Source organism: Mahella australiensis 50-1 BON (assembly GCF_000213255.1).
Classification (GTDB): domain Bacteria; phylum Bacillota; class Clostridia; order Mahellales; family Mahellaceae; genus Mahella; species Mahella australiensis.
Map to the genome: position 1 here is coordinate 3,112,125 of NC_015520.1, position 23,848 is coordinate 3,135,972.

At 42.0% G+C, this 23,848-nt stretch carries 22 protein-coding genes; 2 read left to right on the plus strand and 20 right to left on the minus strand.

All coding sequences use genetic code 11. The annotated features are described in order from the left end of the window. The first annotated feature begins 55 nt into the window (after nt 1-55). On the plus strand, nt 56-685 hold the full coding sequence (locus MAHAU_RS14635; RefSeq protein ID WP_148258445.1) for a phosphoribosyltransferase: 630 nt from the start codon (nt 56-58) through the stop codon (nt 683-685). Nucleotides 686-797: 112 nt separating this feature from the next. Then, nucleotides 798-1,961, plus strand: a complete 1,164-nt coding sequence (locus MAHAU_RS14640; protein ID WP_013782485.1) for a tetraprenyl-beta-curcumene synthase family protein — start codon at nt 798-800, stop codon at nt 1,959-1,961. Nucleotides 1,962-2,030: 69 nt separating this feature from the next. Here MAHAU_RS14640 and MAHAU_RS14645 read toward each other — a convergent pair whose 3' ends face one another. The 20 genes from MAHAU_RS14645 to MAHAU_RS14740 all read right to left on the minus strand — a co-directional run bounded on the left by MAHAU_RS14645 (nt 2,031) and on the right by MAHAU_RS14740 (nt 23,367). Beyond that, nucleotides 2,031-2,885, minus strand: a complete 855-nt coding sequence (locus tag MAHAU_RS14645; protein ID WP_013782486.1) for a cation diffusion facilitator family transporter — start codon at nt 2,883-2,885, stop codon at nt 2,031-2,033. A 341-nt stretch (nt 2,886-3,226) separates the two neighbouring features. Next, complete coding sequence (locus MAHAU_RS14650; protein ID WP_041644189.1) at nt 3,227-4,657, minus strand: hypothetical protein; 1,431 nt, start codon at nt 4,655-4,657, stop codon at nt 3,227-3,229. 24 nt (nt 4,658-4,681) lie between these two features. Next, the gene (locus tag MAHAU_RS14655) at nt 4,682-4,906 is read right to left on the minus strand and encodes a hypothetical protein (RefSeq protein WP_013782488.1); all 225 of its coding nucleotides are present in this window, start codon (nt 4,904-4,906) and stop codon (nt 4,682-4,684) included. A 212-nt stretch (nt 4,907-5,118) separates the two neighbouring features. Then, nucleotides 5,119-6,090 (minus strand): polyprenyl synthetase family protein, encoded by a 972-nt coding sequence (locus tag MAHAU_RS14660; protein ID WP_013782489.1) that lies wholly within the window; start codon nt 6,088-6,090, stop codon nt 5,119-5,121. A gap of 60 nt (nt 6,091-6,150) precedes the next feature. Next, the gene (locus MAHAU_RS14665) at nt 6,151-7,911 is read right to left on the minus strand and encodes a B12-binding domain-containing radical SAM protein (RefSeq protein WP_013782490.1); all 1,761 of its coding nucleotides are present in this window, start codon (nt 7,909-7,911) and stop codon (nt 6,151-6,153) included. Between the two features lie 41 nt (nt 7,912-7,952). Next, entirely contained in the window at nt 7,953-8,675 is a 723-nt protein-coding gene (gene rsmG / locus MAHAU_RS14670; RefSeq protein WP_013782491.1) for a 16S rRNA (guanine(527)-N(7))-methyltransferase RsmG, read from the minus strand. A 9-nt stretch (nt 8,676-8,684) separates the two neighbouring features. Then, the gene (mnmG, locus tag MAHAU_RS14675; RefSeq protein WP_013782492.1) at nt 8,685-10,559 is read right to left on the minus strand and encodes a tRNA uridine-5-carboxymethylaminomethyl(34) synthesis enzyme MnmG; all 1,875 of its coding nucleotides are present in this window, start codon (nt 10,557-10,559) and stop codon (nt 8,685-8,687) included. Between the two features lie 8 nt (nt 10,560-10,567). Continuing rightward, entirely contained in the window at nt 10,568-11,950 is a 1,383-nt protein-coding gene (gene mnmE, locus MAHAU_RS14680; RefSeq protein ID WP_013782493.1) for a tRNA uridine-5-carboxymethylaminomethyl(34) synthesis GTPase MnmE, read from the minus strand. Between the two features lie 85 nt (nt 11,951-12,035). Next, nucleotides 12,036-12,656, minus strand: a complete 621-nt coding sequence (gene jag / locus MAHAU_RS14685; protein ID WP_013782494.1) for an RNA-binding cell elongation regulator Jag/EloR — start codon at nt 12,654-12,656, stop codon at nt 12,036-12,038. A 6-nt stretch (nt 12,657-12,662) separates the two neighbouring features. After that, the gene (locus MAHAU_RS14690) at nt 12,663-13,379 is read right to left on the minus strand and encodes a YidC/Oxa1 family membrane protein insertase (protein ID WP_013782495.1); all 717 of its coding nucleotides are present in this window, start codon (nt 13,377-13,379) and stop codon (nt 12,663-12,665) included. A gap of 22 nt (nt 13,380-13,401) precedes the next feature. Continuing rightward, on the minus strand, nt 13,402-13,611 hold the full coding sequence (gene yidD / locus MAHAU_RS14695; RefSeq protein ID WP_013782496.1) for a membrane protein insertion efficiency factor YidD: 210 nt from the start codon (nt 13,609-13,611) through the stop codon (nt 13,402-13,404). 12 nt (nt 13,612-13,623) lie between these two features. Beyond that, complete coding sequence (rnpA, locus tag MAHAU_RS14700) at nt 13,624-13,980, minus strand: ribonuclease P protein component (RefSeq protein ID WP_013782497.1); 357 nt, start codon at nt 13,978-13,980, stop codon at nt 13,624-13,626. A gap of 9 nt (nt 13,981-13,989) precedes the next feature. Next, nucleotides 13,990-14,124: a 50S ribosomal protein L34 gene (rpmH, locus tag MAHAU_RS14705; RefSeq protein ID WP_013782498.1), complete on the minus strand. Its 135-nt coding sequence runs from the start codon at nt 14,122-14,124 to the stop codon at nt 13,990-13,992. A gap of 92 nt (nt 14,125-14,216) precedes the next feature. Continuing rightward, complete coding sequence (locus tag MAHAU_RS14710) at nt 14,217-15,281, minus strand: uroporphyrinogen decarboxylase family protein (RefSeq protein WP_013782499.1); 1,065 nt, start codon at nt 15,279-15,281, stop codon at nt 14,217-14,219. Continuing rightward, entirely contained in the window at nt 15,278-17,200 is a 1,923-nt protein-coding gene (locus MAHAU_RS14715; protein ID WP_013782500.1) for a glycoside hydrolase family 36 protein, read from the minus strand. The genes MAHAU_RS14710 and MAHAU_RS14715 overlap by 4 nt, the downstream gene beginning before the upstream one ends. Nucleotides 17,201-17,269: 69 nt before the next feature. Then, a complete protein-coding gene (locus MAHAU_RS14720; protein WP_013782501.1) occupies nt 17,270-18,991 on the minus strand; it encodes a type 2 periplasmic-binding domain-containing protein in 1,722 nt (573 codons plus the stop codon). 54 nt (nt 18,992-19,045) lie between these two features. Further along, a complete protein-coding gene (locus MAHAU_RS14725; RefSeq protein ID WP_013782502.1) occupies nt 19,046-19,942 on the minus strand; it encodes a carbohydrate ABC transporter permease in 897 nt (298 codons plus the stop codon). Between the two features lie 15 nt (nt 19,943-19,957). Then, nucleotides 19,958-20,890 carry an ABC transporter permease gene (locus MAHAU_RS14730; protein WP_013782503.1) on the minus strand — a complete coding sequence of 311 codons (933 nt, stop codon included), beginning with the start codon at nt 20,888-20,890 and terminating at the stop codon, nt 19,958-19,960. A gap of 151 nt (nt 20,891-21,041) precedes the next feature. Beyond that, nucleotides 21,042-21,746 (minus strand): response regulator transcription factor, encoded by a 705-nt coding sequence (locus tag MAHAU_RS14735; RefSeq protein ID WP_013782504.1) that lies wholly within the window; start codon nt 21,744-21,746, stop codon nt 21,042-21,044. Continuing rightward, entirely contained in the window at nt 21,721-23,367 is a 1,647-nt protein-coding gene (locus MAHAU_RS14740; protein ID WP_171804993.1) for a sensor histidine kinase, read from the minus strand. The genes MAHAU_RS14735 and MAHAU_RS14740 overlap by 26 nt, the downstream gene beginning before the upstream one ends. Between the last annotated feature and the right edge of the window lie 481 nt (nt 23,368-23,848).

Genomic DNA, 23,848 nt, shown 5'->3' on the forward strand with positions numbered 1-23,848 from the left:
AAGAGAAAATCATCAAAAGAGAGGAGGCAGACCGGCATTTTAAGCCGGTTCGATTATGATGTTTAATAATAGAGAACAGGCTGGGCAGCTATTGGCCCAAGAACTATTGAGGTTATCTATTGAAAACCCTATAGTAATAGGTATACCCAGAGGAGGGGTTATCATAGCATATCAAATATCTTCGGCCTTGCATTGCCCGTTAGACATAATAGCCCCTCACAAGATTCCTTCTCCGATGGATCCGGAGATAGCCATCGGATCTGTGGCCCCCGACGGTACGGTTTTTTATGATGAAACAGTAATACACATTATGCACGTTCACCCGGATTATCTGGACGCGGAAACTAGACGCCAATTGGAAGAAAGCCAAAGGCGAATGCAGTTTTATCGCCGCAATCGTCCTTACCCTGATCTAAAAGATAAAACTGTTATATTAGCCGATGATGGTATAGCAACCGGCATGACATTAAAAGCGGCACTCCACAGCATACAAAGCAAAGAACCTGCGGCTATAATAATAGCCGTACCGGTAGCCCCGCGCGAAACCCTAAAGGAACTAAGAAGGCGTTATAAAGTGATATGCCTTCATGAGCCCGATACCTTCTACGCCGTAGGGCAATTTTATAAAGATTTCGAACAGGTAACCGATGATATGGTAATCAAATTATGCGATAAGATCAATTAATGCACACAAACAATGATGCCTATTTGCTGTTCGCTTCTTTTGCTAGGCTGAATTTTAGCTGGTTCGCGCTTTACACCTAAGTATAAACTTTGCCAAACCGCAGAGACTAAATATGCGTGTACTGCAAAGAAACCCAGGTTGGCAATACGAAAAGAAAGGAATAGCGCCTAAAGGCAGGGCCTTCTCGCGGCGTTTAGGTGATGGAATATTGGCTCCGGGAGAATTTTTATATAAGTCCCGCAAAATATATGATTTCATATTCAACGTATTTCCTTTGGTTGATAAACAATTGGAAGTATATGCAGGCATAGCCCGGCATATACCTGATAAAATGTTATCCAAACAAGCCCTGGACAGCATAGCCACAAAAAAATTTCATTGTCAGGGCGGAAGTATTTATGCACTTTATCCACATACCGACGGGGATAAAATGATAAAATTTATAGTGGCTTATCAGACTATAAGCGATTATTTGGATAATCTATGCGACAGGAGTGGCATATTCGATGAAACAGCATTTAGAAATTTACATCTGGCAATGACCGATGCGCTTCTGCCCGACGAGCAATATAGCGACTATTACAGCTATTATCCGTACAGCCAAGATGGAGGTTATCTTAGATATCTTGTAAAGGAGTGCAAAAATGTTATAAATCTTATACCGGCATATGACGTAATTAAAGATAAGATATTGTATTTGGTTGGAATTTATTCCGATCTGCAGGTCTATAAACATCTGACACATGACATCAGGGAAGATAAATTGATCAAGTGGTCAGCCGTGCATATCGACTCCAGCTATCCCAAGCTCAATTGGTGGGAATTCGCCGCAGCAAGTGGTTCAACTTTGGGCATATTCGTACTGGTGGCATGCGCTTTTGATACAAACCTCCGTGCCGAAACCGTCCAAGGGATATACGATGCATATTTCCCATGGATATGCGGTTTACATATACTACTCGATTATTATATTGACCTATACGACGATGCTGAAAACGGAGATCTCAATTTCGTCAGCTACTATAACGATAACCAGGATTGCGAAAAACACCTAAAACGTTTCTATACGGCATCGCTGAATGCTATCGCACGTCTAAATGAGGCATCATTCCATAGAATGGTGGTGGATGGCCTTCTGGCTATGTACCTTTCCGATCCCAAAGCCATGGCAAATGAGCACTTGAAATGTAGCAAAGAAATCATAAATACTTCTGAAAATTATGCACGGCTCTTATACCGCATATGCAAGCTGATAAGGCGCAGGGGCAGCCTCTGAGCACCGCCCGCTGCGATTCTTTTTCCGTTCGGTTGAGCTTTTTCCATCCACCGTAATAAAGCTGCGGTATCAGCTCGGTTCTATATGAATAGTAACATCGGTGATACCGCTGTATTCCTCCCTTAGCTTGGCTTCTATGGCATCGGCCAGTTTATGAGCATCGTATATATGCATGTCTTTATCGACTAGTACGTGGAGATCCACGCTTATATCATCCTGTTTGCCCCTGGTCCTTATTTTATGGCATGATTTGATGCCTTCCTGCTGTTCCACCAAAGCGGCGATCTCATCGGCATCGATTACAGCAGTATCCAGAAGCACCTTGATCCCCGAGCACAGTATCTTGTATCCGGCCCGACCTATCATCAGACCGATAAACAAAGCTACAATTATATCAGCCCATTGTATATCAAGGCGGGTGAAAACCAGACTCAATATTACCGACAATGATACATATATATCGCTGCTGGTGTGCATTGAATCTGATATGAGGAAATCGCTCCCCAATTCTTTACCTTTATGCCTTTCAAAGGCAGCTACAAACATATTGATGCTTATGGTTATTAGCATTACCAAAAAACCAAATATGCTGGCCTCAACCGTCGTAGGACGGTTGAATCTTCCCATAACCGCGGAGAAGATTTCGTAGCATATGGCAAATAGCATAATAGCTATTACCAACGTTACTAGGGTTTCTATCTTTCTATGGCCATATGGGTGTTCTTTATCCTGTGGCTTGTAAGAGAGATACACGCCTATCAAGCCTATTATGTTGGAAGATGCATCGGTCAGGGAATGAAAGCCATCGGCCTCCATGCTCATGGAATTTATCGCATAGCCCACTATTATCTTCCCAAAGGCCACCAAAAGATTGAGCACCAGCACTATAACGTTGACCTTTTTTACCTCTTTATATACGCTCATCCAATGCCCTCTTTATCAACTGAAATAAGTAACTCTTTCATTATATGCATCTTATCGGTAATGTGTAACATACATGTATGATTCGTTTTATCAATTGATAATAAATAACGATATCATTGGCTAATGAAACTCATTATAAATAAAAACAGAGATCATGCTTTACGGTCAAAGATACAAAAATATCAACAGTAGTTTATAAACAAAGGAGTGCTTCACTAACAGCAGAATTGATCAACAAGGGGAAAAAAGAAATGCTAGACGATGGCTCGTCAAGCCCAGCGTGAATAGTATCCCGATAGGCAAAAAGGCTGTACCTGTCTGTACAGCCTTTTGACATTGCATTACTGAACAATATTTCGCAGTTGTTTTACGGCTTTATCGTCTTTTAATTCTATTATTAAACCTACTTTATCTCCCAATACTGATACTTTCTTAAGATTAGTATCGTCATAAAATACCAGGATTTCATTTACGGGTATGGCCACATTATCGAATTTATCCCTTTCACTTTTTTGCAAGCCATATTTTTCATTTTCGCCTGCCTGTAAGCTAATTCTTTGCGGAGAGTTGTATATCAATTTTATAAAACGACTTTTGTTTTCGTCCTTCGTTACCTTATATCTTATGTTACTAACATCACCGTAACTGCTTATTCTGCCGTTGCCCTTTGTTAATATCGTTTCTATGGAATTCAATATATTGCCAGCCACCTCATTATCACTTATGATACTTTCTTGACCGTTAACCACATTTACTATCTGATCCGGTTTTATAAAAGCAAACTCCTTATTATTGGTCGGCAATTCTTTCTCATGCTCTTGATTGCCGTCTACCACATATTCATCTGGAATGGCTCTTATTTGAACGGTAAAATGATCTTGAGAATCCACTTTATCCAGTGTTCCGCTTATTATATATACCGGTTGCAGCGTATCGTTAATAAAGGAAAAAGGACCGTTATCGAAATAAGTCAATCTAACCTCCTTAACGAATGCCTTATCGGCTTTGCTCTTATCCGAAGCTATAGCACCTTCGCCTTTCCGCATTTTTTCTATAGCTTCCTCTTTGCTTATTATCGGGTACACGCCGATTTCCTCTAACTCCTTTTGGTTAACGGATACGACATCAATATTTCCCTTACTTCCGACTTGAACCCTTATCCATTCGACTTCAGTCCTAGGGTCAAAGTTACCGCTAGGTTTGCGAATAAAGTATATGTTTCTTTTCGTGATTTCCGCACTGCCCGAAGCATCTGTCAATGTTCTTTCCACCACGTTCGAAACTTGCAAACTGTCCTCATATATGCCCAATTTCTTCAGGTACTTTATAGCTATATCTTTTGCCTCATCTGCTGACGGTAGCTCTCCATCTTCATTTCGCTGTTTAGCGTAAAAGACATAACCGCCGCCTAAGGGCGAAACCATAACAGTGCCATTCTCACCCTGTGCGCTTAATACGTCATCTTTGTCTTTTTCGACAGTATAATTCCCTATGCTGAATTTATCGGATAAGTCTTTTAGTTTTTCTTCGGCATCTATATTTTTGATTTTATACACTTTTGCCTTATCTATATCGCTCTCTAAACTTGTAACTACTTCTAATTTACCAAACAAAACGGGTCCACTCGCCGAGTATAACAAGTTCAATTGAGCTATTTTGGGCAATGACCTTACGTCTCCCTTTGGACTGATATTTGCTTCTTCATTAGTGCAAGCGGTAAATAACATGAGCAACAGTATACATATAAGTGAACAACTTATTAATTTTTTCATTATAAACTTCATCCTTTCCTACTTTTAGTTATTCCGGATTAATATGTCCTTATGAGAACCATCACTGTAAGTATCCCAATCCCATTCAGAATCATGAAAATTAACATAAGCTTCCACCCATTCATAAAATATTTCGTTATCACCATCTGTAGTATCTGCATCAGCAAATGCGAATTGTGGGCCAATTAATATAAGTGATAATACAATACAAACAATTCCCAAAATTTTTCTATTAAGTTTCATTTTCATAAAATACCTCCTGTTATTGAATAATTTTACTGTCTCAATTGTACATTAAATGTGTTACATTTCTGTTACATTTCTGTTATCAAATATATTTTTAGCAAAAATGTGTGTTCCATCCACGGCTATATTATATAAAATATTTCAGTTACTTTTTTTATTCATTTGATTTTTGTTTTCAGCAATGTCAAAAATAGGACGAGGTACTTCACCGATTATCAGCACTGCCTTCCGATGAGATTGAGCGTCAGCGCTATGAGGGCTTGCCTATAGATACTATACGGTATCTCATACAACAATTCAACTGCCTCGTCTACGTACTGTCGGGCCTTGCTTTGCGCCTTGTCAACCGCACCCGAGCATATTGCTTCGTTTATTAAGATTTGTTTTAAATCTTCATTCAATGACTCTTTATTTAATTTATCCGCATACCTGTCACTGTTATCGCTTTCCGCCAATAGATAAATAAACGGTAAGCTTATATCGCCTTCGGTTATATCTTGGGCAACAGATTTACCGAGTGTCTTTTTATTCCCCGTGACATCGAGGATATCGTCCGTAATCTGAAATGCACGGCCTATCTTATATCCAAACGACCCCATCAGATTTATTTCATGACTGCCGGCTCCCGCGCTTTGGGCGCCAGCCATACAACATGCGCATATTAAAGACGCCGTCTTTTTGTCTATGTAATCCATATAATCCTGTTCGGTCACGCGTATGTCGAACCTTCTGTAAGATTGCACTATCTCTCCCGAGCACATATTTTGTATGGCATTTACGAAATAAAGCATGCTGTTTATAAGTTCGTGCTCTGACAGAATCTCAAATGCCTTAGCAAAAAGAAAATCACCGGCCAATACGGCGACGTGATTGCCGGAAATACTGTTTATAGTCGGATTATTCCGTCTGTAATCCGACATATCGATGATATCATCGTGAACCAGCGACGCCGTATGAATAAGCTCAGCCGCAACCGCCGCATGTATCATTTTCTCATCCAATTCGCCGAAGCACATGCCCGATAGCAGGACCAGTCTGGGCCTTATTCTCTTGCCGCCGTTAAAAAGGCCGCTGAGCATATTGCGAATCCTATAGTCGCTTTCCCCTATCGCATGCAGCAGTTCGTTTTCTACGCATACCAAACCCCGGCTTATCTGTGGTATATCATGCTCCTCAACCTGTATCATAAAGAAACGTCTCCTTATATGCTATACCTATTGAGGTATTTTGCTCATCAATATATAATTTTATTCCAAACCGGTTGTTTCACGTGAAACATCAAAGATTTTGCCGGCAGCAGTATCTATGAGCAGCCATACCGGCTTCGACAAAGGTTGAGCGGTATAACCGGAAGAGATGATGATAGGTATATCGTATTCAAAACGCTCCACATATACATACTTTCTTATGAGCTTGGGATCGACATCTGCAAAATGCGGCATATATTTCTCCACAATGCATTTATCATTAAGAATAGCTCTCTGCACAGCCTTTGCATGCTCATCGCGTGAAGGCATTGTCCACGTTGGATGCGACATGGCCGGATGATTCAAGAGATAATCCAGACGAATCAGCTCACGTATGAGCTGAATAGGCTCATAGCCGGAGCAGCGGACAAAATCCGCCATTATGCCATACAACGCTTCATCCTTATGCCCGTGTCCGTAATAGCCTCTATCATGCCAATAACAGCCGAATAGGCAGTAAAAATCAAAAGCGCCATGATGAAAGTTTTTTATAATATAGTTTAGCGTATGTACCAGCCTACCGCTATTATAGTATTTATTCAACACGTCTTCTACCCAGTGCAGTTCGCAAAGCGCATCGAAGCTAATGCTGTCATTGAACAGCACCTCGTACGGTGGACGGTCATCATATGCATAGCCGAATTGTTCGGCCATATTGCGCAATTCGGAGCCTTTCAGCAATTTAAGGAATCCCAGTTGCAAGACATCGGGCCTTAAACCATATGCATAATCAAAAGAACGGCCGAACGATGAAAAATCTTCATTCGGAAGCCCGGCTATAAGATCCAAATGCAGGTGTATATTACCGCGACGCGCCAGTATAGCAACGACATGGGCCATGCGATGAAGATCGGTATGACGGCCTACGGTCTTAAGCGACGACTCGTTTACCGATTGTATACCTATTTCAAACTGAAAAAGATCGTCGGGCACTGATAAAAGAAATTCCAGCATATCATCGTCTATTATATCGGCGCATATTTCAAAATGAAATCTCATGCCTTCCGGCCTTTTATCATAATCCGTTATAAAGCGCCATATATCCATGGCGCGACGCCTATGAGCGTTAAAGGTGCGATCCAGAAATTTGACCTGTTTTGCGCCTGACCGCATTATATGCGCAAGATCATCTTTCACGCGACCCATAGGCACATATCTGATGCCATCTGTAGTAGAAGAAAGACAATACGAGCATCTAAATGGGCAACCCCTCGAGGTCTCATAGTACACTATCCTGTTTGAAGCGTCTACATGCTCCACAGCATAGGCCATAGTAGATATGTCGCTCATATCACTTACTACAGCAAAACCACTGCCACAAATAATATCGCCGCTGCGATAATATACGCCTTCTATCCCACCGGCTGATCTCCTGCCATCCTTGAGCAGCGTCAGCAGCTTTGCAAAGGCCTCTTCACCTTCGCCGCACACTACATAATCGATGCATTCATGTTGCTTGAGCAACATGAATGCATCGTATGATACCTCCGGTCCACCCAGTATTATTGTAACATGCGGCAATACTTTTTTAAGCGCCGAGCACAGGCGCCATATCATATCTATGTTCCATATATAGCATGAAAATGCAACTGCATCCGGATTGCCAGAATATATTTCTCCCAGAATATAATCGATCTTATCGTTTATGGTAAATTCTTCTATTTTTATATCAGCTATATTTGAAGCAACCGCTTCTAGCTGGTATAGCGCCACCGCAGTATGGGTAAAGCTGGAATTAAGTGCTATTAATTTTATAAACATTTTCTCCGCCTCACAAATGATATTTCCAAGGAAATCACGGCTCATATTATCGGCTTCTTGGATGGTATGCCGGCACGGCGCGGATAGGCGGCGGGCGTACGGGTCACTTTATCGAGCACCACTATACGCCTGTCGCCGCCCGACATGGGCAACTCGGCACGCAACACATCGCCCAGCCTTCCGCCCATCAGCTTTATAGCCTTATCGGCTTTCACCAGCTCACCGTCTACATCCGGCCCTTTCATGCACAGCACATGCCCGCCTAATTTGGCAAATGGCAGGCAATATTCAGCCAGCACCAGTAGAGAGGCAACCGCCCTGGCCGTAACTACATCAAAAGCCTCTCTATAGCCTTTCTTGCATGCGTAGTCCTCGGCGCGCCCCCATATGAGTTCCACATCTTCAAGGGATAACGCCTTTATGACGTTATCCAGGAAATTCAGTTTCTTTTGGACTGAATCCATAAGGCATACCTTAAGCGACGGAAAGGCTATCTTCAGAGCCAGACCGGGAAAGCCCGCCCCCGTACCTATATCTATAATGCGGGCATCAGGTCGTATAACTCCGGTGCTGTAGCACAGCAGGCTGTCTATGAAATGTTTTATTACTATACCCATGTCATCGGTTATGGAAGTAAGGTTAATATGCTCATTCCACTCGATCAGCATATCCTTATATGCCATAAACCTATCTATGGCCTCATCATCCAGCGATATACCGCATTTTAAAGCCTCGTTATTCAAAAAAGCCCTTACATTCTCCATGACATCCCCCTACAGCCCGTGCTGCTTCAAATATATAAGCAGCACTGATATATCGGCAGGCGACACACCTGATATGCGCGACGCCTGCCCGACCGACTGCGGCCTTATCCTGTCCAACTTTTGGCGTGCTTCTATGCGCAGGCCCTTTATGGCGTTGTAATCTATATCGTCGGGCAGCTTATGGTCCTCCATCTTCTTAAACCGCTCTATCTGCATCATCTGTCTGGCGATATAACCCTCATACTTGACGTTGATCTCCACTTGTTCTATAGCCTGCTGTAATAAACCCGACGGTCTATCCTTGTCGATGGGCGCCAGCGCAGCATAGCTTATCTCGGGTCGCTTGAGCAGGTCGTACAGTGTTACACCGGTCTTTATAGGTTGGCTGGATAGCTTACCCAAAAGCTCGTTTACCTCCGTGTCGGGCGCTATAATAGTACTTTTCAAGCGTTCCAATTCACTTTCCACTTGATCCTTCTTAAGCAAATATCGCTCATAGCGCTCAGCGCCAGCCAGCCCTATTTCATAACCTATGGGCGTAAGCCTCATATCGGCATTGTCCTGACGAAGTAAAAGGCGATACTCGGCGCGCGATGTCATCATGCGGTAGGGCTCGGCTGTACCCTTGGTGACCAGGTCGTCTATAAGGACGCCTATATAGGCCTGCGAACGATCCAGTATAACTGGCGGTTTGCCCTGTACCATACGCGCAGCATTTATGCCGGCCATAATGCCCTGAGCCGCAGCCTCCTCATAGCCCGAGCTGCCGTTTATCTGGCCGGCTGTAAACAGGCCGCGTATATGCTTTATCTCAAGCGACAATTTGAGCTGTGTCGGGTCTATACAGTCATACTCAATGGCATAAGCCGGCCGCATTACCTCAACATGCTCCAAACCGGCTATCGAGCGTAACATCTCGATCTGCACGTCCTCGGGCAGGCTGCTGGACATACCCTGTACATACATCTCATCGGTATTCAGTCCCTCTGGCTCTATGAATATCTGATGGCTGGGCTTGTCGGCAAAGCGCACCACCTTATCCTCAATGGAAGGGCAATATCGCGGCCCCACGCCTTTTATATCACCCGAAAAAAGCGGCGAGCGATGCAGATTTCTCCTTATTATTTCATGCGTCCGCTCGTTGGTGTATGTCAGATGGCACGGCACCTGCTTGGCATCCAGTTTATCATCCATGAATGAGAACGGTATGGGTGGTTCATCGCCCAACTGTAATGCCATTTTTGAAAAATCTATGCTGCGCCCGGCCACCCTGGCCGGCGTACCCGTCTTAAAACGCTGCAACTTTATGCCCAAAAGTAAAAGGTCCTGCGACAGATGAGTAGCCGGAAACATACCGTTCGGGCCGCTGCTATAGCTTACTTCGCCTATTATCACCCGGCCGTTCAAATATACGCCGGTGGTCAATATCACAGCTTTGGCGCGATATATGGCTCCTGTATGCGTTACAACACCACGTACGGCACCCTCCTCAACCAGAAGGCGCACCACCTCGGCCTGTTTTACATCAAGATTATCCTGTTGCTCCAGCGTCTGCTTCATAACGGCCTGATAAGCCTTCTTATCGATCTGAGCCCTCAGTGAATACACCGCTGGGCCCTTGGATGTATTAAGCATACGCACCTGTATGGCTGTTTTATCTGTGGTTATGCCCATCTGCCCACCCAAAGCATCTATCTCGCGTACCAGATGCCCTTTGGATGTACCGCCTATAGACGGATTACATGCCATCATGGCTATACTGTCCAGGTTTATAGCCACTACCAGTGTCTTACAGCCCATGCGTGCCGATGCAAGAGCCGCCTCACACCCCGCATGGCCTGCTCCAACCACTATCACATCGTATGTGTTTAATTCAAACTCCATGTAAATATCTACTTCCCTACACAAAAGCGTTCAAAAATCCTATCCACCACTTCATCTTCCACCGTCTTTCCGCTTATGAGGCCCATGGCCTCTATAGCATCCTTTAAGTCGATGGATACAAGATCCATAGGCATACCGTCGTCTATAGAAAATAAACATCTCTGCAGTGCCTCGGCAGCTGATATCAAGGCCTCTTTATGCCTCACATTGGTTATCATAGCCTCATCCGACGCTATGGCTTTGCCATGATACACCATATCCGTTATTGTACCCTCAAGGTCATCAAGTCCATACCCTTCTTTAAGCGACATCTCTATCACCGGTGCATCGGGTAAAACAGCATTCACCTCAGCCTCTGTCACAACCCTTCCAAGATCCGATTTGTTCAATACGACTATAGCTTTTTTAGATGATATAAGCGATGCTATAGCCCTATCGTCTTGGTGCAAAGGCTGCGACCCATCCAGCACAAATATAACGAGGTCGGCCCTATAAACGGTATCGCGCGTTCTCTCAATACCTATGCGTTCTATCTCATCGGCTGCTTCCCTTATACCGGCTGTATCTATGATATTGAGCGCTATCCCGTTTACATTGACATAGTCCTCTATTATATCGCGCGTGGTACCGGGTATATCAGTGACTATGGCTCTGTCCGCCTTGAGCAGCGCATTTAAGAGCGAAGATTTTCCTACATTAGGCCTGCCTATGATAGCAGTTTTCAAGCCTTCGCGGATTATGCGGCCCGTATCGGCCGTAGCCAGTAGTTTCTCTATGCTGTCATACTCATCCGCGAGCTTTTTGCGCATATCTTTCGTGCTCAATTCATCGACATCCTCTTCGGGATAATCTATAAGCGCTTCTATATGTGTCAGTACATCTAAAAGTGCAACCCTTATCTTCTCTATACTCCTCGACAGCTTGCCCTCGAGTTGCATAACAGAACTAGTCAGCGCCACATCGGTTTTAGCCGATATTATATCCATGACCGATTCAGCCTGCGCCAGATCGATTCGTCCGTTCAAAAAGGCGCGTTTTGTAAATTCACCGGGCTGAGCTAAAACAGCACCTTCCCTTACAGCGACCTCCAGCACCCTCCGCAAGGGCAACATGCCGCCGTGACCGCTTATCTCTACCACATCCTCACCGGTATACGAATGTGGCCCCCGCATAATGCTAACCAGCACCTCATCTATATCACGGCCGGTATCCGGATCTTTTATATGGCCGTACAATATGCTCCGGTTCGGGGCATCTTTTATTTTCCGACCCTTTATATTTATAAATATACTGTCAGCTATATCGATGGCTTTTGGCCCGCTTAAGCGGACTATGCCTATGCCACCCTCACCGATTGGCGTGGATATGGCTGCTATAGTGGCCTCCGACAATATTATATTTATCGCCTCCCTTATAATTGTACTTATATAATAAATGCTCAGTATCTATCATACCGAGCATTAAAGCAAAAAGCTTTTATTTCAATGTTATAACGACCTTGCGCCGCGGCTCTATACCCTCGCTATACGTCGTCACATCCGGGTCGTTCTGCAGCGCCGTATGCAATATACGCCTTTCATATGCGCTCATAGGCTCCAATATAACCCTACGGCGCGTACGCTTTACCTTATCCGCCATCTTAAATGCAAGGTCGACCAACGCTTGCTCCCTCTTTTTTCTATAATTCTCCGCATCCAATATTATCTTGCTATGCTCCTCGCCATCGCGATTACATGCCAAGTTGACCAGATATTGTAAAGCATCCAGCGTTTCTCCCCTATGCCCTATCAAACGACCTATCCTTGCGCCTTCTATGTTCATTATAATATCGCCGCCATCGCGCTGTTCCACTACAATACTGGCATCGACTTTCATACGCTCTATAACGCCTTCTAAAAATTCCTTTGCTTTGTCGGCTTTTTTATCCTTTACCGTAACTTTAACCTTAGCCGGTTTAGACCCCCATAATCCTAATATGCCCTTGCTGGCCGGTTCCAATACTTCGATATCTACATCATCCCTTGATACGTTTAGCTGGTCCAAAGCCGATTGAATAGCTTCCTCTTCGGTACGGCCAGTGGCTTCTACGAAACGCATTCTATATTACCCCTCCTTTACCGACTCCTGTACTAAACTTGTGTCTTTAGGCTTTATAATCAAAAACTCCACTACCTGGAATATGTTGCTTACAACCCAGTATAAAGCAAAAGCCGAAGCGTAGGTAGACGTTATATACAACGAAAACAGCGGGAAAAATATATTCATTGTTTCCTGGCTACAGCCCATAGGATTCTGCTGTTGTGCCGACGACGTCTGCGGCGGCATGGAAAGCTTCATATAGAGGTATTGAGTAATACCTGATAATGCCGGTAATATGAAATAACCGTTTATCTCACCTGTCTTAGTAGTCACCCAAAAGGCATCGGGCAGGCTTATATCCTTAATCCATAAGAAGCTTTGTCCTACCAGAGCACCGGGATTATCAGGCGTACCTACTAATTGCCTTATAACAGCGAACAACATAAAAAGGAGTACCATCTGTACTATCGCAGGTAGGCAGCCACCCAATGGATTTATTTTTTCCTTCTGATACAGCTCCATCTGTTTCTGTTGAAGCTTTTGTTTATCCTTCCCGTATTTCTTTTCCAATTCTTTTAATTTCGGCTGAATGGCATTCATTTTTTGTGTGGAACGCCTTTGCATTATATCGAGCGGTGCTAGCACGGTACGTATCAATATAGTGAATATAATGATAGCGTAAGCATAACTCCCCACCATTCCGTTTATCCATTCGAGAATCGATGCTAAAGCAGCAGTCATCTAATTTTCTCCTCTATTTTTGTCATTTCACAGGATCATAGCCGCCAGGATTAAATGGATTACACGACAACACGCGTTTTATAGCCATGAATCCACCCTTCAACGCCCCGTACTTGGATATGGCTTCATAGGCATATTGGGAGCATGTAGGATAAAACCTACAGCTGGGACGTTTCAGCGGCGATATATACCCCTGATAAAATCTTATAATATACATCAAGATATACTTCATATTTCATCAACTCTATTCCTTACTATCGATATACAATCCAGCTTTTTTCAATACATCCAGCACAGCGCGTTCCACATCGGCATACTTCAGACTTTTATTTCCTGTGCGGGCTATAAATATCAGATCATAACCCGGTTTTATATCATTTATATGCAGTCTGAAAGCCTCTTTAATTAAACGCCTTACTCTATTGCGTACAACGCTTTTACCTATCTTTTTGCTGACAGAAAAGCCGGCTCTTACATTACTCTGCTTATTTTTGGCAAAGTATAATACCATATCCTTATTGGCCACACTTTTTCCAGCTCTATAAACGACCCTGTACTCCCTATTATGCCTTAGCCTGTTATCCTTATTCCATCCTGGCATGCTATACACTCAGGCAGATAATACCTTTCTGCCTTTTTGTCTGCGGCGTTTCAAAACCTTACGACCATTTTTGGTGCTCATTCTCGCCATAAAGCCGTGCACCCTTTGTCTATGCCTCTTTTTCGGCTGATACGTCTGAAGCATGTTAAACAACCCTCCTGTAAAGCTAATAATATATTACATCGTTTTATTATAACCTATGTCTCGATATTTGGCAATCCTTCGAGCAATATTTTTCACCGCACCCGTCCCTCGTTGTGGACAGTCTCTATCATAGCAAGGATATTGTTCTGTGGAGTATTAAAAGATATAGGGCATCCATTAGCCATTACGAAACTCCCACGGTTGCACACCGATATCTGCCTGCGCGTCTCCCTCACAACGTCTTCTCTACTACCCTTTTGCAATATATAAACGCTGTCCAGATTGCCGAATAAACATACCTGGCCTTCTAATCTATCATAAATTGAGCCTATATCTAAAGTAAAGTTCTTTTTACTCTCTTCCACCATTAAGCCTTTTACTCCCAACTGCTTGATATCATCGAGCAGCGGATTAATATCTCCTAGGAAGTATACCACCGGTATCAATCCCATCCGATCAAGTGCTGTGTAAAATTTCTTTTGGGCCTCGAAAATAAGGTTTCGATACATATCAGGAGACATTATATCGGCTGAACAATATGTTTCCGAGCCTATATATCCGTCTCCCCCCATCTCTTTTAACGCCTCCATACGTGGCAATATAGCCTCATAACACTTGTTAATAAGATATTCCATTTTATCAGCTTTATCTATCATGGAAATCAACCCATTTTCAAAACCAACACAACCATGAGGGTCTAATATCCAACTGATGGGATTCCCTTCGTTGAGCATAAGCACACATTCATTTTTATATTTATCGGAGAGGATCTGTATATGGTCAAATATACCGCTTTTTATAATTTCCTCCTTGTCTTGATAGTGAGAATCGATATATTCATCTATAATTGAGTAGGATTCTAGTTTGTATACGGCTTCAAATATACGGCGCTTTTCCTCTCTTATAGCCTCACTTTCCTTAATTTTAGGTGCGCCAGTGGTTAAATGAAACATATCAGGATGAAATTTCTCATAAAACAAACTATCTACCTCAGCAAGTTCTTGGCCGGTAATACTCCATGCCTCGGCTTCACGATCATACCCCGTCAAAAAACCGGCAAGTTGGAATTTATATAATCCCCACCAATGCGGTGTCACAGGAATTTGATCTGCTGTTTCACAATTTAGAGTTTTTAACATAGTTTCTCTGCTATTCATAAACGCTGCATTCCCCTCCTAACCATCCTTACTACCTCGGAGCTTTCTTCGGGCAAATCGCTAAGAAGAATCCCGTTTGTCTGCAGTTCTCTCCCAAAAGCTGTTGCGGTCCTTCCGCTGTCAATATAGGAAACCTCATACAGAACATCTCCAATCAATCCTTTGGGATAAACCAATTGCTGCGGTTCTGCCCCCTGTAGTCTGAATGCAAATACGACCGCCTCTGCCGACACATTGTTAAACTGAAACACAGGAAATCTCTCGCCCTTGCCACCCATCAGTGGCTGCGATGTAAGCCTGTAAGCATCTCCATTTAAAATATAATCTTCGTAAATATCTTCGTAAAAGCCCGCAAGTTCTTTGAGCCTCCTTTTACACCATTCGGGCATCTCAGGCAGACGATAGGAAAACCCCGGAATCCCCATGAGAACTGCGCGTATATAGTAATCGAATTTATAGGGCTCCATATCCTCGCTGATGGGATTTAATATACCCAGATTATGATCCTGCAGTACTTCTGACCAACTGAAATGAAGGCATGCGCTCTGGTGCAAATAGGACAGAGCACCCCAGAATACCTGCAGGTGGAATTCAGTATAATCCGGATCGCTGAGATGGCCCCAGTGAGTATGAGATAGCATTTCTATATCATGCCTCAGACCTCCTGACGAGCAATTTTCAATAACCACATCAGGATATTTTTTATGGATATCATCCATTAAATGATAATATCCGATATAATGGGCGTACAATCCATCTCCTTCACCATGGCCGTGATTGCTAGCATTACAGCCGGGAGCGGGATCGAGGTTGAAATCGAACTTTATCCATTTTGCACCGTATTCCCCCAGAATCTTATCTACTACCGACATGGCCCACGCCTTGCCTTCTTCGCTGCCAAGGCATACGTAGCCTAAAGATTTTCCGTCTCTTTTAGCTATAATATTATCATGCGTATGATTCAACTCCGCACCTTGTCCTACTGCTTCGATCTCACACCATATGCCGGGTAATATGCCTATTTTTTTCGCGTTATCGCAAAGAGCTTTCATCCCGGATGGAAAACGCTCTTTATTTATGACATCCCAGTCGCCGCGTTTTTCATACCAACCTTGCCCATTTTCGCTTCCAAACCATCCGGCATCCATCACCGCATATCGGCAACCTAGCTCTTTTGCAATTTTTGCATTTTCCAAATATATATCTTCTGTGATATATTTATCCTCATATGGCCACCATTCGTTATACTCAAGCGGGACATCGGCTATGCCACCATCATTGAGCAGGCTCAGCCTGCTTCGAAAGTAACGGCGCATCTGCAGCGAAGCTTCTTCGACATTCTCTCCTTCGGCAACATAAATGGATGCCGAAGTAAAGCTTCCTCCTGGCGCTATATCTGTATAAAACCCTTCGGATGAAAGCCCCATAGTGAATTGGAATTGCTCTTGTTCAGGGTTTACAGTACAATTCCAGCACCCCGACCATGCCAACGCCACCGAATAACAACGCTGCGGTGTAATAAGGCCTGCCCACGGACTAAACCCTTTGCTTGAACGGCCGGAAATCGATCCAAATGAGAATTCGGAGTTTATTTCCTGCTCATGAGGAAAAAATTCCGAACCCCAATCCGATGTAAAATACTGCAGCGTCATGCATTCTGATTTTACCGACATGCCCACATCCAGTTGATAGAGCCTGATATCCTCGTCCGTATTGTTATGAAAAACCGCGGTATACTTGCTCACCCTGAATTCGGCATCGCGAAGCACCGTAATCTCTACGCGGAGATTAGCGCGGTAATCCAAAAAACGCATGTACAGCTCCTTCTGCGAACCGTCATCGAGTTTCTCAGTGGTATGAGCGGTTAATTCATGCACATAATTTTTATCGTTATATCCTATCCTATAAATCGCATTCATATCGTTAATTCCTTTCTCATTATATAAAAGATATCCCCTGCCGAAGCAGGGGAATTATTTGGCTTAAATCTATTCGACTATCTGGAAATTATCTATATACGCCTGACGTTCGGCTATAATTTCATCGATACCCATATCCTTACATGTTTTGCCCCACTCATGCACCAGTTTCTCAACTTCGGCTTCCGATTTGGCCGATAAGACCTTGGCCCAGAATTCCAGCTTTGCATCTCTTATAGCGGGAAATTTCTGTAATTCAATTTCCCCGGGTAAAAAGTAATAATCTTTGGGCGGATCCATGTCAGCTTTATAATGGTCGCGTATTTCCTGGCGGTTTTCCCACCCCAGTTTATTGTCTTCTCTGACTAGAGCAGGAGAAACAGTTTGTTTATCCCTTATAGCCGGTACATTGAATACCAGCTGTGAATAATAGAACACCCCGTAAGCGGCAGCTTTGTTCCAATCGAGATTGTTTGTTTTTTTAACAAATTCGGGAATAAATTCATATTTACCCTCTTCGTTGAATTTATATGTCACACCTTCAACACCGGCTTGGACCAGCATCTGCCCATCTTCAGTAGCTAGATAATCCATCACGGCTAAAAAGTGACGAAGGGTTTCCTCATCGACTTTATCCTTATTGAATATGACTGAAGACCAACCGCCGACCCAGTTTGTCCAATCTCTCAAACGGCTTTTCTTTATTTCCTCTGAATTATACATTATCGGCGGTGCTACATACATCAATTCCGGAACAATTTGCTTTGCATTATCACTATAGGTATTCATATCCCACCAGGCTGCGGTAATGGCAGAGGCGGTACCTGAAGAAGCTTTTTCCTGAACTTGCGCTTGTTTTATTGTCAGCGCTTCTTTATCCAGCAACCCTTCAGCATTTAAGCTATATATATATTTAGCGGCTTGCATCAGTTCCGGGCTGTCGGTATACTCGTAATTTTTAACTTTCCAGTTATCGTTGGGATCAAACGGTAAAGTATAGCTCTCGTGGTCACCTATCAACGGAAAGAAAGGCTCATAAAGCTGTTCTATGCCCGAAAGATTTTCGCCCAAAACCAAGCCATTTGCCTTTTGCCCGTTTACGGTGATTTCCTCCTTGCAACGGCGCAGATATTCTTTGAACTCAGTCGGTGTCTTCGGATAATCCATGCCTAGCTTGTCGAGGAAGTCTTTGCGCACATACAGCCCGTGAGGCGGTTCGTTCAATACCTCATTCCCACGACCGGTTTGCGTCGGAACAAAATAATTTGTGTTATCCTTGGTCTTATATAGGACCAGCTCGGGATACACAAGTTTATAAAGATTGTCATAATCCTTTATGATCTCACTTATATCCCATATCTTACCTGTTTGCCCTAATTTTTCATAAATGGTACGCGTATAGCTGTCATTGCCTCCAAAGAAAATATCGGGCACCTCATTGGATGCCACCATAAGGTTGAGTTTTTGGGTATAATCATTACCCGTAGGAACTGTCATCGGAATATAATCCATATGGAAATTGGTACGTTTCTCAATTTCCGGCCCGATAATATCCTTATCTTTTTCCGGCCCCGTCCAACCCTGTTCAAACCACGTCACAGGTTTACTGTGATGCTTGGAAAATTCACTCCACTGAGATGCCAGTTCGGGAACTTCCGAATTATCAGACGAGTCTTGCTGAGCAGGCGGAGCGGCATCCTCCTCATTGTTTCCAGCACAGGCAGCAAAAACACCGATCATTAAAATTACTGCGATAGCCAGTGCCATCAGACGCATAAACCTTCTTGTCATAGTTATTCTTCTCCTTTTCTTTCATTTTATTTATATAAAAGGTCAGCTTGCGCTTCACCCTTTTATCGAACCTACCAATATGCCTTTTATAAAGTATTTCTGAGCAAAAGGATAAACCATAAAAATGGGAGCCACAGTCACTACCAACATAGCCATTTTGAGGGATTCTGGAGTAATGCTTATCTTACGCGCCATCGACCCTACAGCCGTCGAAAGATTTTTATCCTTAAAAAAGCTCATCATATCCGCACCCTGCAAGATATTCAAGAGCAATGTCTGCATGGGCCAAAGCCGCGTATCGCTTACCATAATGGTACCATCCAGCCAGTCATTCCATTGAGCTATTCCACCCAAAAGAATTACAGTGGCAAGCGCCGGTTTGATCAACGGCATTACTATATGCCAGTAAATAGTCCAATAATTCGCTCCATCCAAGTGCGCACTTTCTTCTAATGACTCAGGTAAATCTTTTATGCTTATACGAAGAAGCATAATATAAAATGGCGTAGCCAGCCATGGAATTACATATACCAATATATTATTCGTCAAATTCAACGCCTTGCAAATAAGGAAATAAGGGATTATACCTCCGCCGAAGTACATCGGAATAACGATCATCCAATTGAAAAACTTTCTAAACGGCATGTCCGACTTGCTTATACCATAAGCAAACATAGAATTCACAATTACTCCTAGCGAGGCTCCTACAACGGTTCTGAAAACCGATATGAAAAAGCTTGTTATAATTCTGTCGTCTTCAAATAATTTAGCATAGTTCTCCAAAGTAAACTTTCTCGGGAAAAAGTATATACCGCCGCGCATCGCATCAATGCCATCATTAAATGATAGAGCGATAACATAAATAAACGGATATATGCATATAAACATAAATAGTATCATCAATATCACATTAAATATATCAAATACTTTTTCCCCATTGCTCGTTTTCATAACTGCACCTCCGCCTTATATAATAGATTCGTTTACGAGCTTCTTGGAAACCCAGTTAGCTACAAGGAATAGAATAAGCCCTACCACAGACTTAAACATACCGAGAGCCGCACCAATAGATAAATCATTTATTGAACCGCTGGTCAGCGTTCTAAGCACCGCGGTATCCAGTATATCGGCTATATCTCTTACAGCAAGGTTGTTCATGGTCCACATCTGATCAAAGCCGGCATTTAATATACCGCCCACCTGCATTATAAACAATAAGGCTATCGTACTGTAAAGAGACGGTAAAGTAATATATATCGCCTGTTTAAACCTTCCTGCACCATCGATCTTAGCAGCCTCATAATTTTCTACAGGTATCGTAGATATAGCAGCTATATAGAATATAGTACTATACCCAAGCGATTTCCATAAATCCGTAAAAACAATTATCGGATAAAAAAGGTTCTTTTGCTGCATAAACAGAATGGCATCGTTAGTCAGCCCCAATTTCATTAAAACTTGGTTGACCACGCCATTAGCGGAAAGCATGCTGTACCATATACCGGAAACGATTACCCATGATACGAAATTGGGCATATAAGTAATGGTTTGAACGGTTTTCTTAAACCGCTGATTACGCAATTCATTGAGCAACAGTGCAAAAATAATAGGCGCAGGAAAATTGACAAGGAGTTTCAAACTGCTTATAACCAATGTATTGCGTAAAGAACGCCCAAATACCGGTGAACTGAATACTCTCCTGAAATTTTCGAATCCTACCCATTCGCTGCCTAAAAATCCTGATACCGGGTCATATTGTTGAAACACCATAACTAAGCCAGCCATAGGCAAATAAGCAAACAAGATGAGTATAACCCCAGCTGGTATCAAAAAAAGATATAGCATACGGTATTTTTTCATCAAACGCTTTGTTTCTTCAGAAAATCCTAGTTTTCTCATCAAGACACTCCCTTTTTAAAATAAAACAAACAAAATAAACCACTCAAATCACGCATTAAGTATAACATGGTTCATTCTGTTTGTATTTGCACTATTGGACTCACAATGTGGACTATTTCTATATATTCTGATGAAATTATTCTCCTAAAAATTATAAATTTTCTCGAAATTCCGACGGAGTCTTACCGGTTTTTTTCTTAAAAATCCTATCAAAATAATGCGGATCATCATACCCTACCGACATTGCTATAGATTTCACGCTCTGGTTTGTTTTTGTGATAAGCTCGACCGCTCTCTTTATTCTGAGTGATGTCAGATAGTCGGTAAAACTATATCCAACCTTGTTTTTTATGAGCACTGAAATATATTTAGGGCTAAAATTAAACTTTTCAGCCAATATTTCCAACGTTAAAGGAGAGGAAAAATTCTGCTCGATGTAGCGAATGATTTTATCGCTTTCGGATAGCATTTCCTCGTATTTATCCTTTAACTGCAATATGCACTTTTTCAATGCCTCTTCTAATTCACTGCTTTTAACAGGCTTAAGGACATAACTATTCACACCGCTTCTCATAGCCTGGCGCGCATATTCGAACTCGGCATATCCGCTTACAACGATAAACTGAGTAACATGGTCTATTTTTCTAACCTCTTCGATAAACTCCAATCCACTCATTAGCGGCATCTTTATATCCACAATAATGACATCTGGCAGCAGCCTTCTATAAAATTCCAACGCCTCTTCGCCGTTTTCGGCTTCGCCTACAACGCTCGTTTTAATACTTATCTCCTGCAATGTATAGCGTATACTGCTCCTAACCAAAGGTTCATCATCCGCGATCAATATAGTTAACACTTTGCATCGCTTCCTTTCTATCCATCTTCGAAATCCTGACACATATCTCGGTATACCGGCCCAAAACACTGTCGACGGTAAGCCCATAACCATCCCCATATAACAAGTACAACCTTTCATGTATGTTTCTTAGTCCTATTCCGAAGTTATCATTTTCTACAGTGCCGCTTTTATCATATATATATTCTCTGAGTTTTATAAGTTTTTCTTCCGGTATCCCCACACCATTATCCCGTATAACAAAAACAATATCGTCGCCGTCAAATCCACCTCGGATATCGAGCCTGTATCCACCGCTCATCTGTTCCATGCTGTGGCTTATGGAATTTTCAACTATGGGTTGCAATATGAATTTCAACGTCCAATAAGGAAGTATTCTATCATCTATATCATAAAAAACCTCCATCCTATTTCCGTATCTCACTCGCTGGATATCGAGATAATTGCGCACATGTTCAATTTCGTAGCGTATTTCGGTCATTGGACTCTTATCCCTATTCATATTATAATGGAACATATCGCTCAGTTTCTCAATCATCATAATCACGCTCCGAGAATCATTTTGCTGAGCCAATGCTTTTATAGATTGGAACGTATTAAAGAGAAAATGAGGGTTTATCTGTTTTTGTAAAGCATCTATCTCGGCCTTTTTCTTTAACACTTGGTTTTGCCTTACGGAAGCAATCATAGCATTAAAGGAATTTATCAGATCTCCCATTTCATCCTCAAGTTCTAGATCAATTTGTCCAGCGAATTCCTTTTTCTCTATATCATGAATAAACCTCAAAATTTGCTTTATAGGCTTTGAATACGTGTCAGATACAAATCTTGCCACAATTATTAAAAGTAAAATAGCGACTATTAGTATTGAAAATACCAGCAACTGAAAATCCAAAACCTCTTTTTCAGCATACTTTTTATCGGCAAACGCTATGAAATTCCACCCTGATGTCCTAGATTTCCATGATGAATAATAAAAATCCTTGTTAATACCAAATGCATAATTACCACTATCTTTAATTTGATTGGACAACTGTTCTATAGGCAAATCATCCCCAAGAATAGACGGATCCGAATTATAAGCAACTTGACCATTATCATTTAAAACGAGCATAAATCCATTTTTTTCAAAGCTGGTGCCGCGCACTAAATCATCAAGAACATTTTTATCGATGGTTGCTATAATATAGCCTTCTATATCCCATTTATAGATGTTTCTTATATTCAAAGCATAAGCGAACTGTTCTCTATTTGAGGAAACCGGTGGTATAAAGTCAGACATTATATGGGTCTCTTTTACACCATCTTCTAAGTATTTATACCATCTCATCTCCGGAATACCTTTTTTATCATAATCCGTTACAACATCCCTCGGATTTGACGACATGATATAGTTTTTATCCTTTACTATTATATAAATATTCATCCAATCGTAAAATTCATGTATATTTTTAATATAAGTGTAAGAATCTCTATACACAAGGTATGCTTTGTATCCTTCATTATCTCCTGATATCAATGCTTTCACGTTATCCTCACGGCTCACCGTCATCACAGTATTCCTAAGAATATCCATATACTGATCAAAAACATTTACAGTCTGCTTAGCCTGGTTATCCAATAAATTCCTATTAAATTTATAAAGCAGGTTCCCAGATACATTTGTTACAATACATATCAAAGAAATAGTTATAAATATCCAAATAAAACATATCATAGCAAATAATTTATTGGCCATCCCTCGAGGAGTTATCATACGCATTAATTTATTGAATTTTTGCATCTCTTTATACAAATTCCTCCAAGCTAATATCTTATTTCGACAATATAAGCGCTTATTCTACTACTACAGCATAGCACATTATAAACGAAAATTGAAGTTGATAATTACATAAAACTCTGCTATCATATACTTAACATAATTTATTCACAGGCTGTGGATAATATTGTGTATAACTTGTTCTTTAAAGTGAATATCGAATTGGTTTGCTCTACATATAGGCAAATTTGACTGTGGATTTTTGTAGCTTGAAAATGTTGGTAAATAAACAACATTTTATTTTTTGCCGAAAAAATGGTTTAAATAACGCTTTAAGCGTTTA

What these genes read in the sequence shown, in the direction of transcription:
- MAHAU_RS14635 (WP_148258445.1), top strand. Translation starts at nt 56, where the DNA reads ATGATGTTTAATAATAGAGAACAGGCTGGGCAGCTATTGGCCCAAGAA.
- MAHAU_RS14640 (WP_013782485.1), top strand. Translation starts at nt 798, where the DNA reads ATGCGTGTACTGCAAAGAAACCCAGGTTGGCAATACGAAAAGAAAGGA.
- MAHAU_RS14645 (WP_013782486.1), bottom strand. Translation starts at nt 2,885, where the DNA reads ATGAGCGTATATAAAGAGGTAAAAAAGGTCAACGTTATAGTGCTGGTG.
- MAHAU_RS14650 (WP_041644189.1), bottom strand. Translation starts at nt 4,657, where the DNA reads ATGAAAAAATTAATAAGTTGTTCACTTATATGTATACTGTTGCTCATG.
- MAHAU_RS14655 (WP_013782488.1), bottom strand. Translation starts at nt 4,906, where the DNA reads ATGAAAATGAAACTTAATAGAAAAATTTTGGGAATTGTTTGTATTGTA.
- MAHAU_RS14660 (WP_013782489.1), bottom strand. Translation starts at nt 6,090, where the DNA reads ATGATACAGGTTGAGGAGCATGATATACCACAGATAAGCCGGGGTTTG.
- MAHAU_RS14665 (WP_013782490.1), bottom strand. Translation starts at nt 7,911, where the DNA reads ATGTTTATAAAATTAATAGCACTTAATTCCAGCTTTACCCATACTGCG.
- rsmG (WP_013782491.1), bottom strand. Translation starts at nt 8,675, where the DNA reads ATGGAGAATGTAAGGGCTTTTTTGAATAACGAGGCTTTAAAATGCGGT.
- mnmG (WP_013782492.1), bottom strand. Translation starts at nt 10,559, where the DNA reads ATGGAGTTTGAATTAAACACATACGATGTGATAGTGGTTGGAGCAGGC.
- jag (WP_013782494.1), bottom strand. Translation starts at nt 12,656, where the DNA reads ATGCGTTTCGTAGAAGCCACTGGCCGTACCGAAGAGGAAGCTATTCAA.
- MAHAU_RS14690 (WP_013782495.1), bottom strand. Translation starts at nt 13,379, where the DNA reads ATGACTGCTGCTTTAGCATCGATTCTCGAATGGATAAACGGAATGGTG.
- yidD (WP_013782496.1), bottom strand. Translation starts at nt 13,611, where the DNA reads ATGAAGTATATCTTGATGTATATTATAAGATTTTATCAGGGGTATATA.
- rnpA (WP_013782497.1), bottom strand. Translation starts at nt 13,980, where the DNA reads ATGCCAGGATGGAATAAGGATAACAGGCTAAGGCATAATAGGGAGTAC.
- rpmH (WP_013782498.1), bottom strand. Translation starts at nt 14,124, where the DNA reads ATGCTTCAGACGTATCAGCCGAAAAAGAGGCATAGACAAAGGGTGCAC.
- MAHAU_RS14710 (WP_013782499.1), bottom strand. Translation starts at nt 15,281, where the DNA reads ATGAATAGCAGAGAAACTATGTTAAAAACTCTAAATTGTGAAACAGCA.
- MAHAU_RS14715 (WP_013782500.1), bottom strand. Translation starts at nt 17,200, where the DNA reads ATGAATGCGATTTATAGGATAGGATATAACGATAAAAATTATGTGCAT.
- MAHAU_RS14720 (WP_013782501.1), bottom strand. Translation starts at nt 18,991, where the DNA reads ATGACAAGAAGGTTTATGCGTCTGATGGCACTGGCTATCGCAGTAATT.
- MAHAU_RS14725 (WP_013782502.1), bottom strand. Translation starts at nt 19,942, where the DNA reads ATGAAAACGAGCAATGGGGAAAAAGTATTTGATATATTTAATGTGATA.
- MAHAU_RS14730 (WP_013782503.1), bottom strand. Translation starts at nt 20,890, where the DNA reads ATGAGAAAACTAGGATTTTCTGAAGAAACAAAGCGTTTGATGAAAAAA.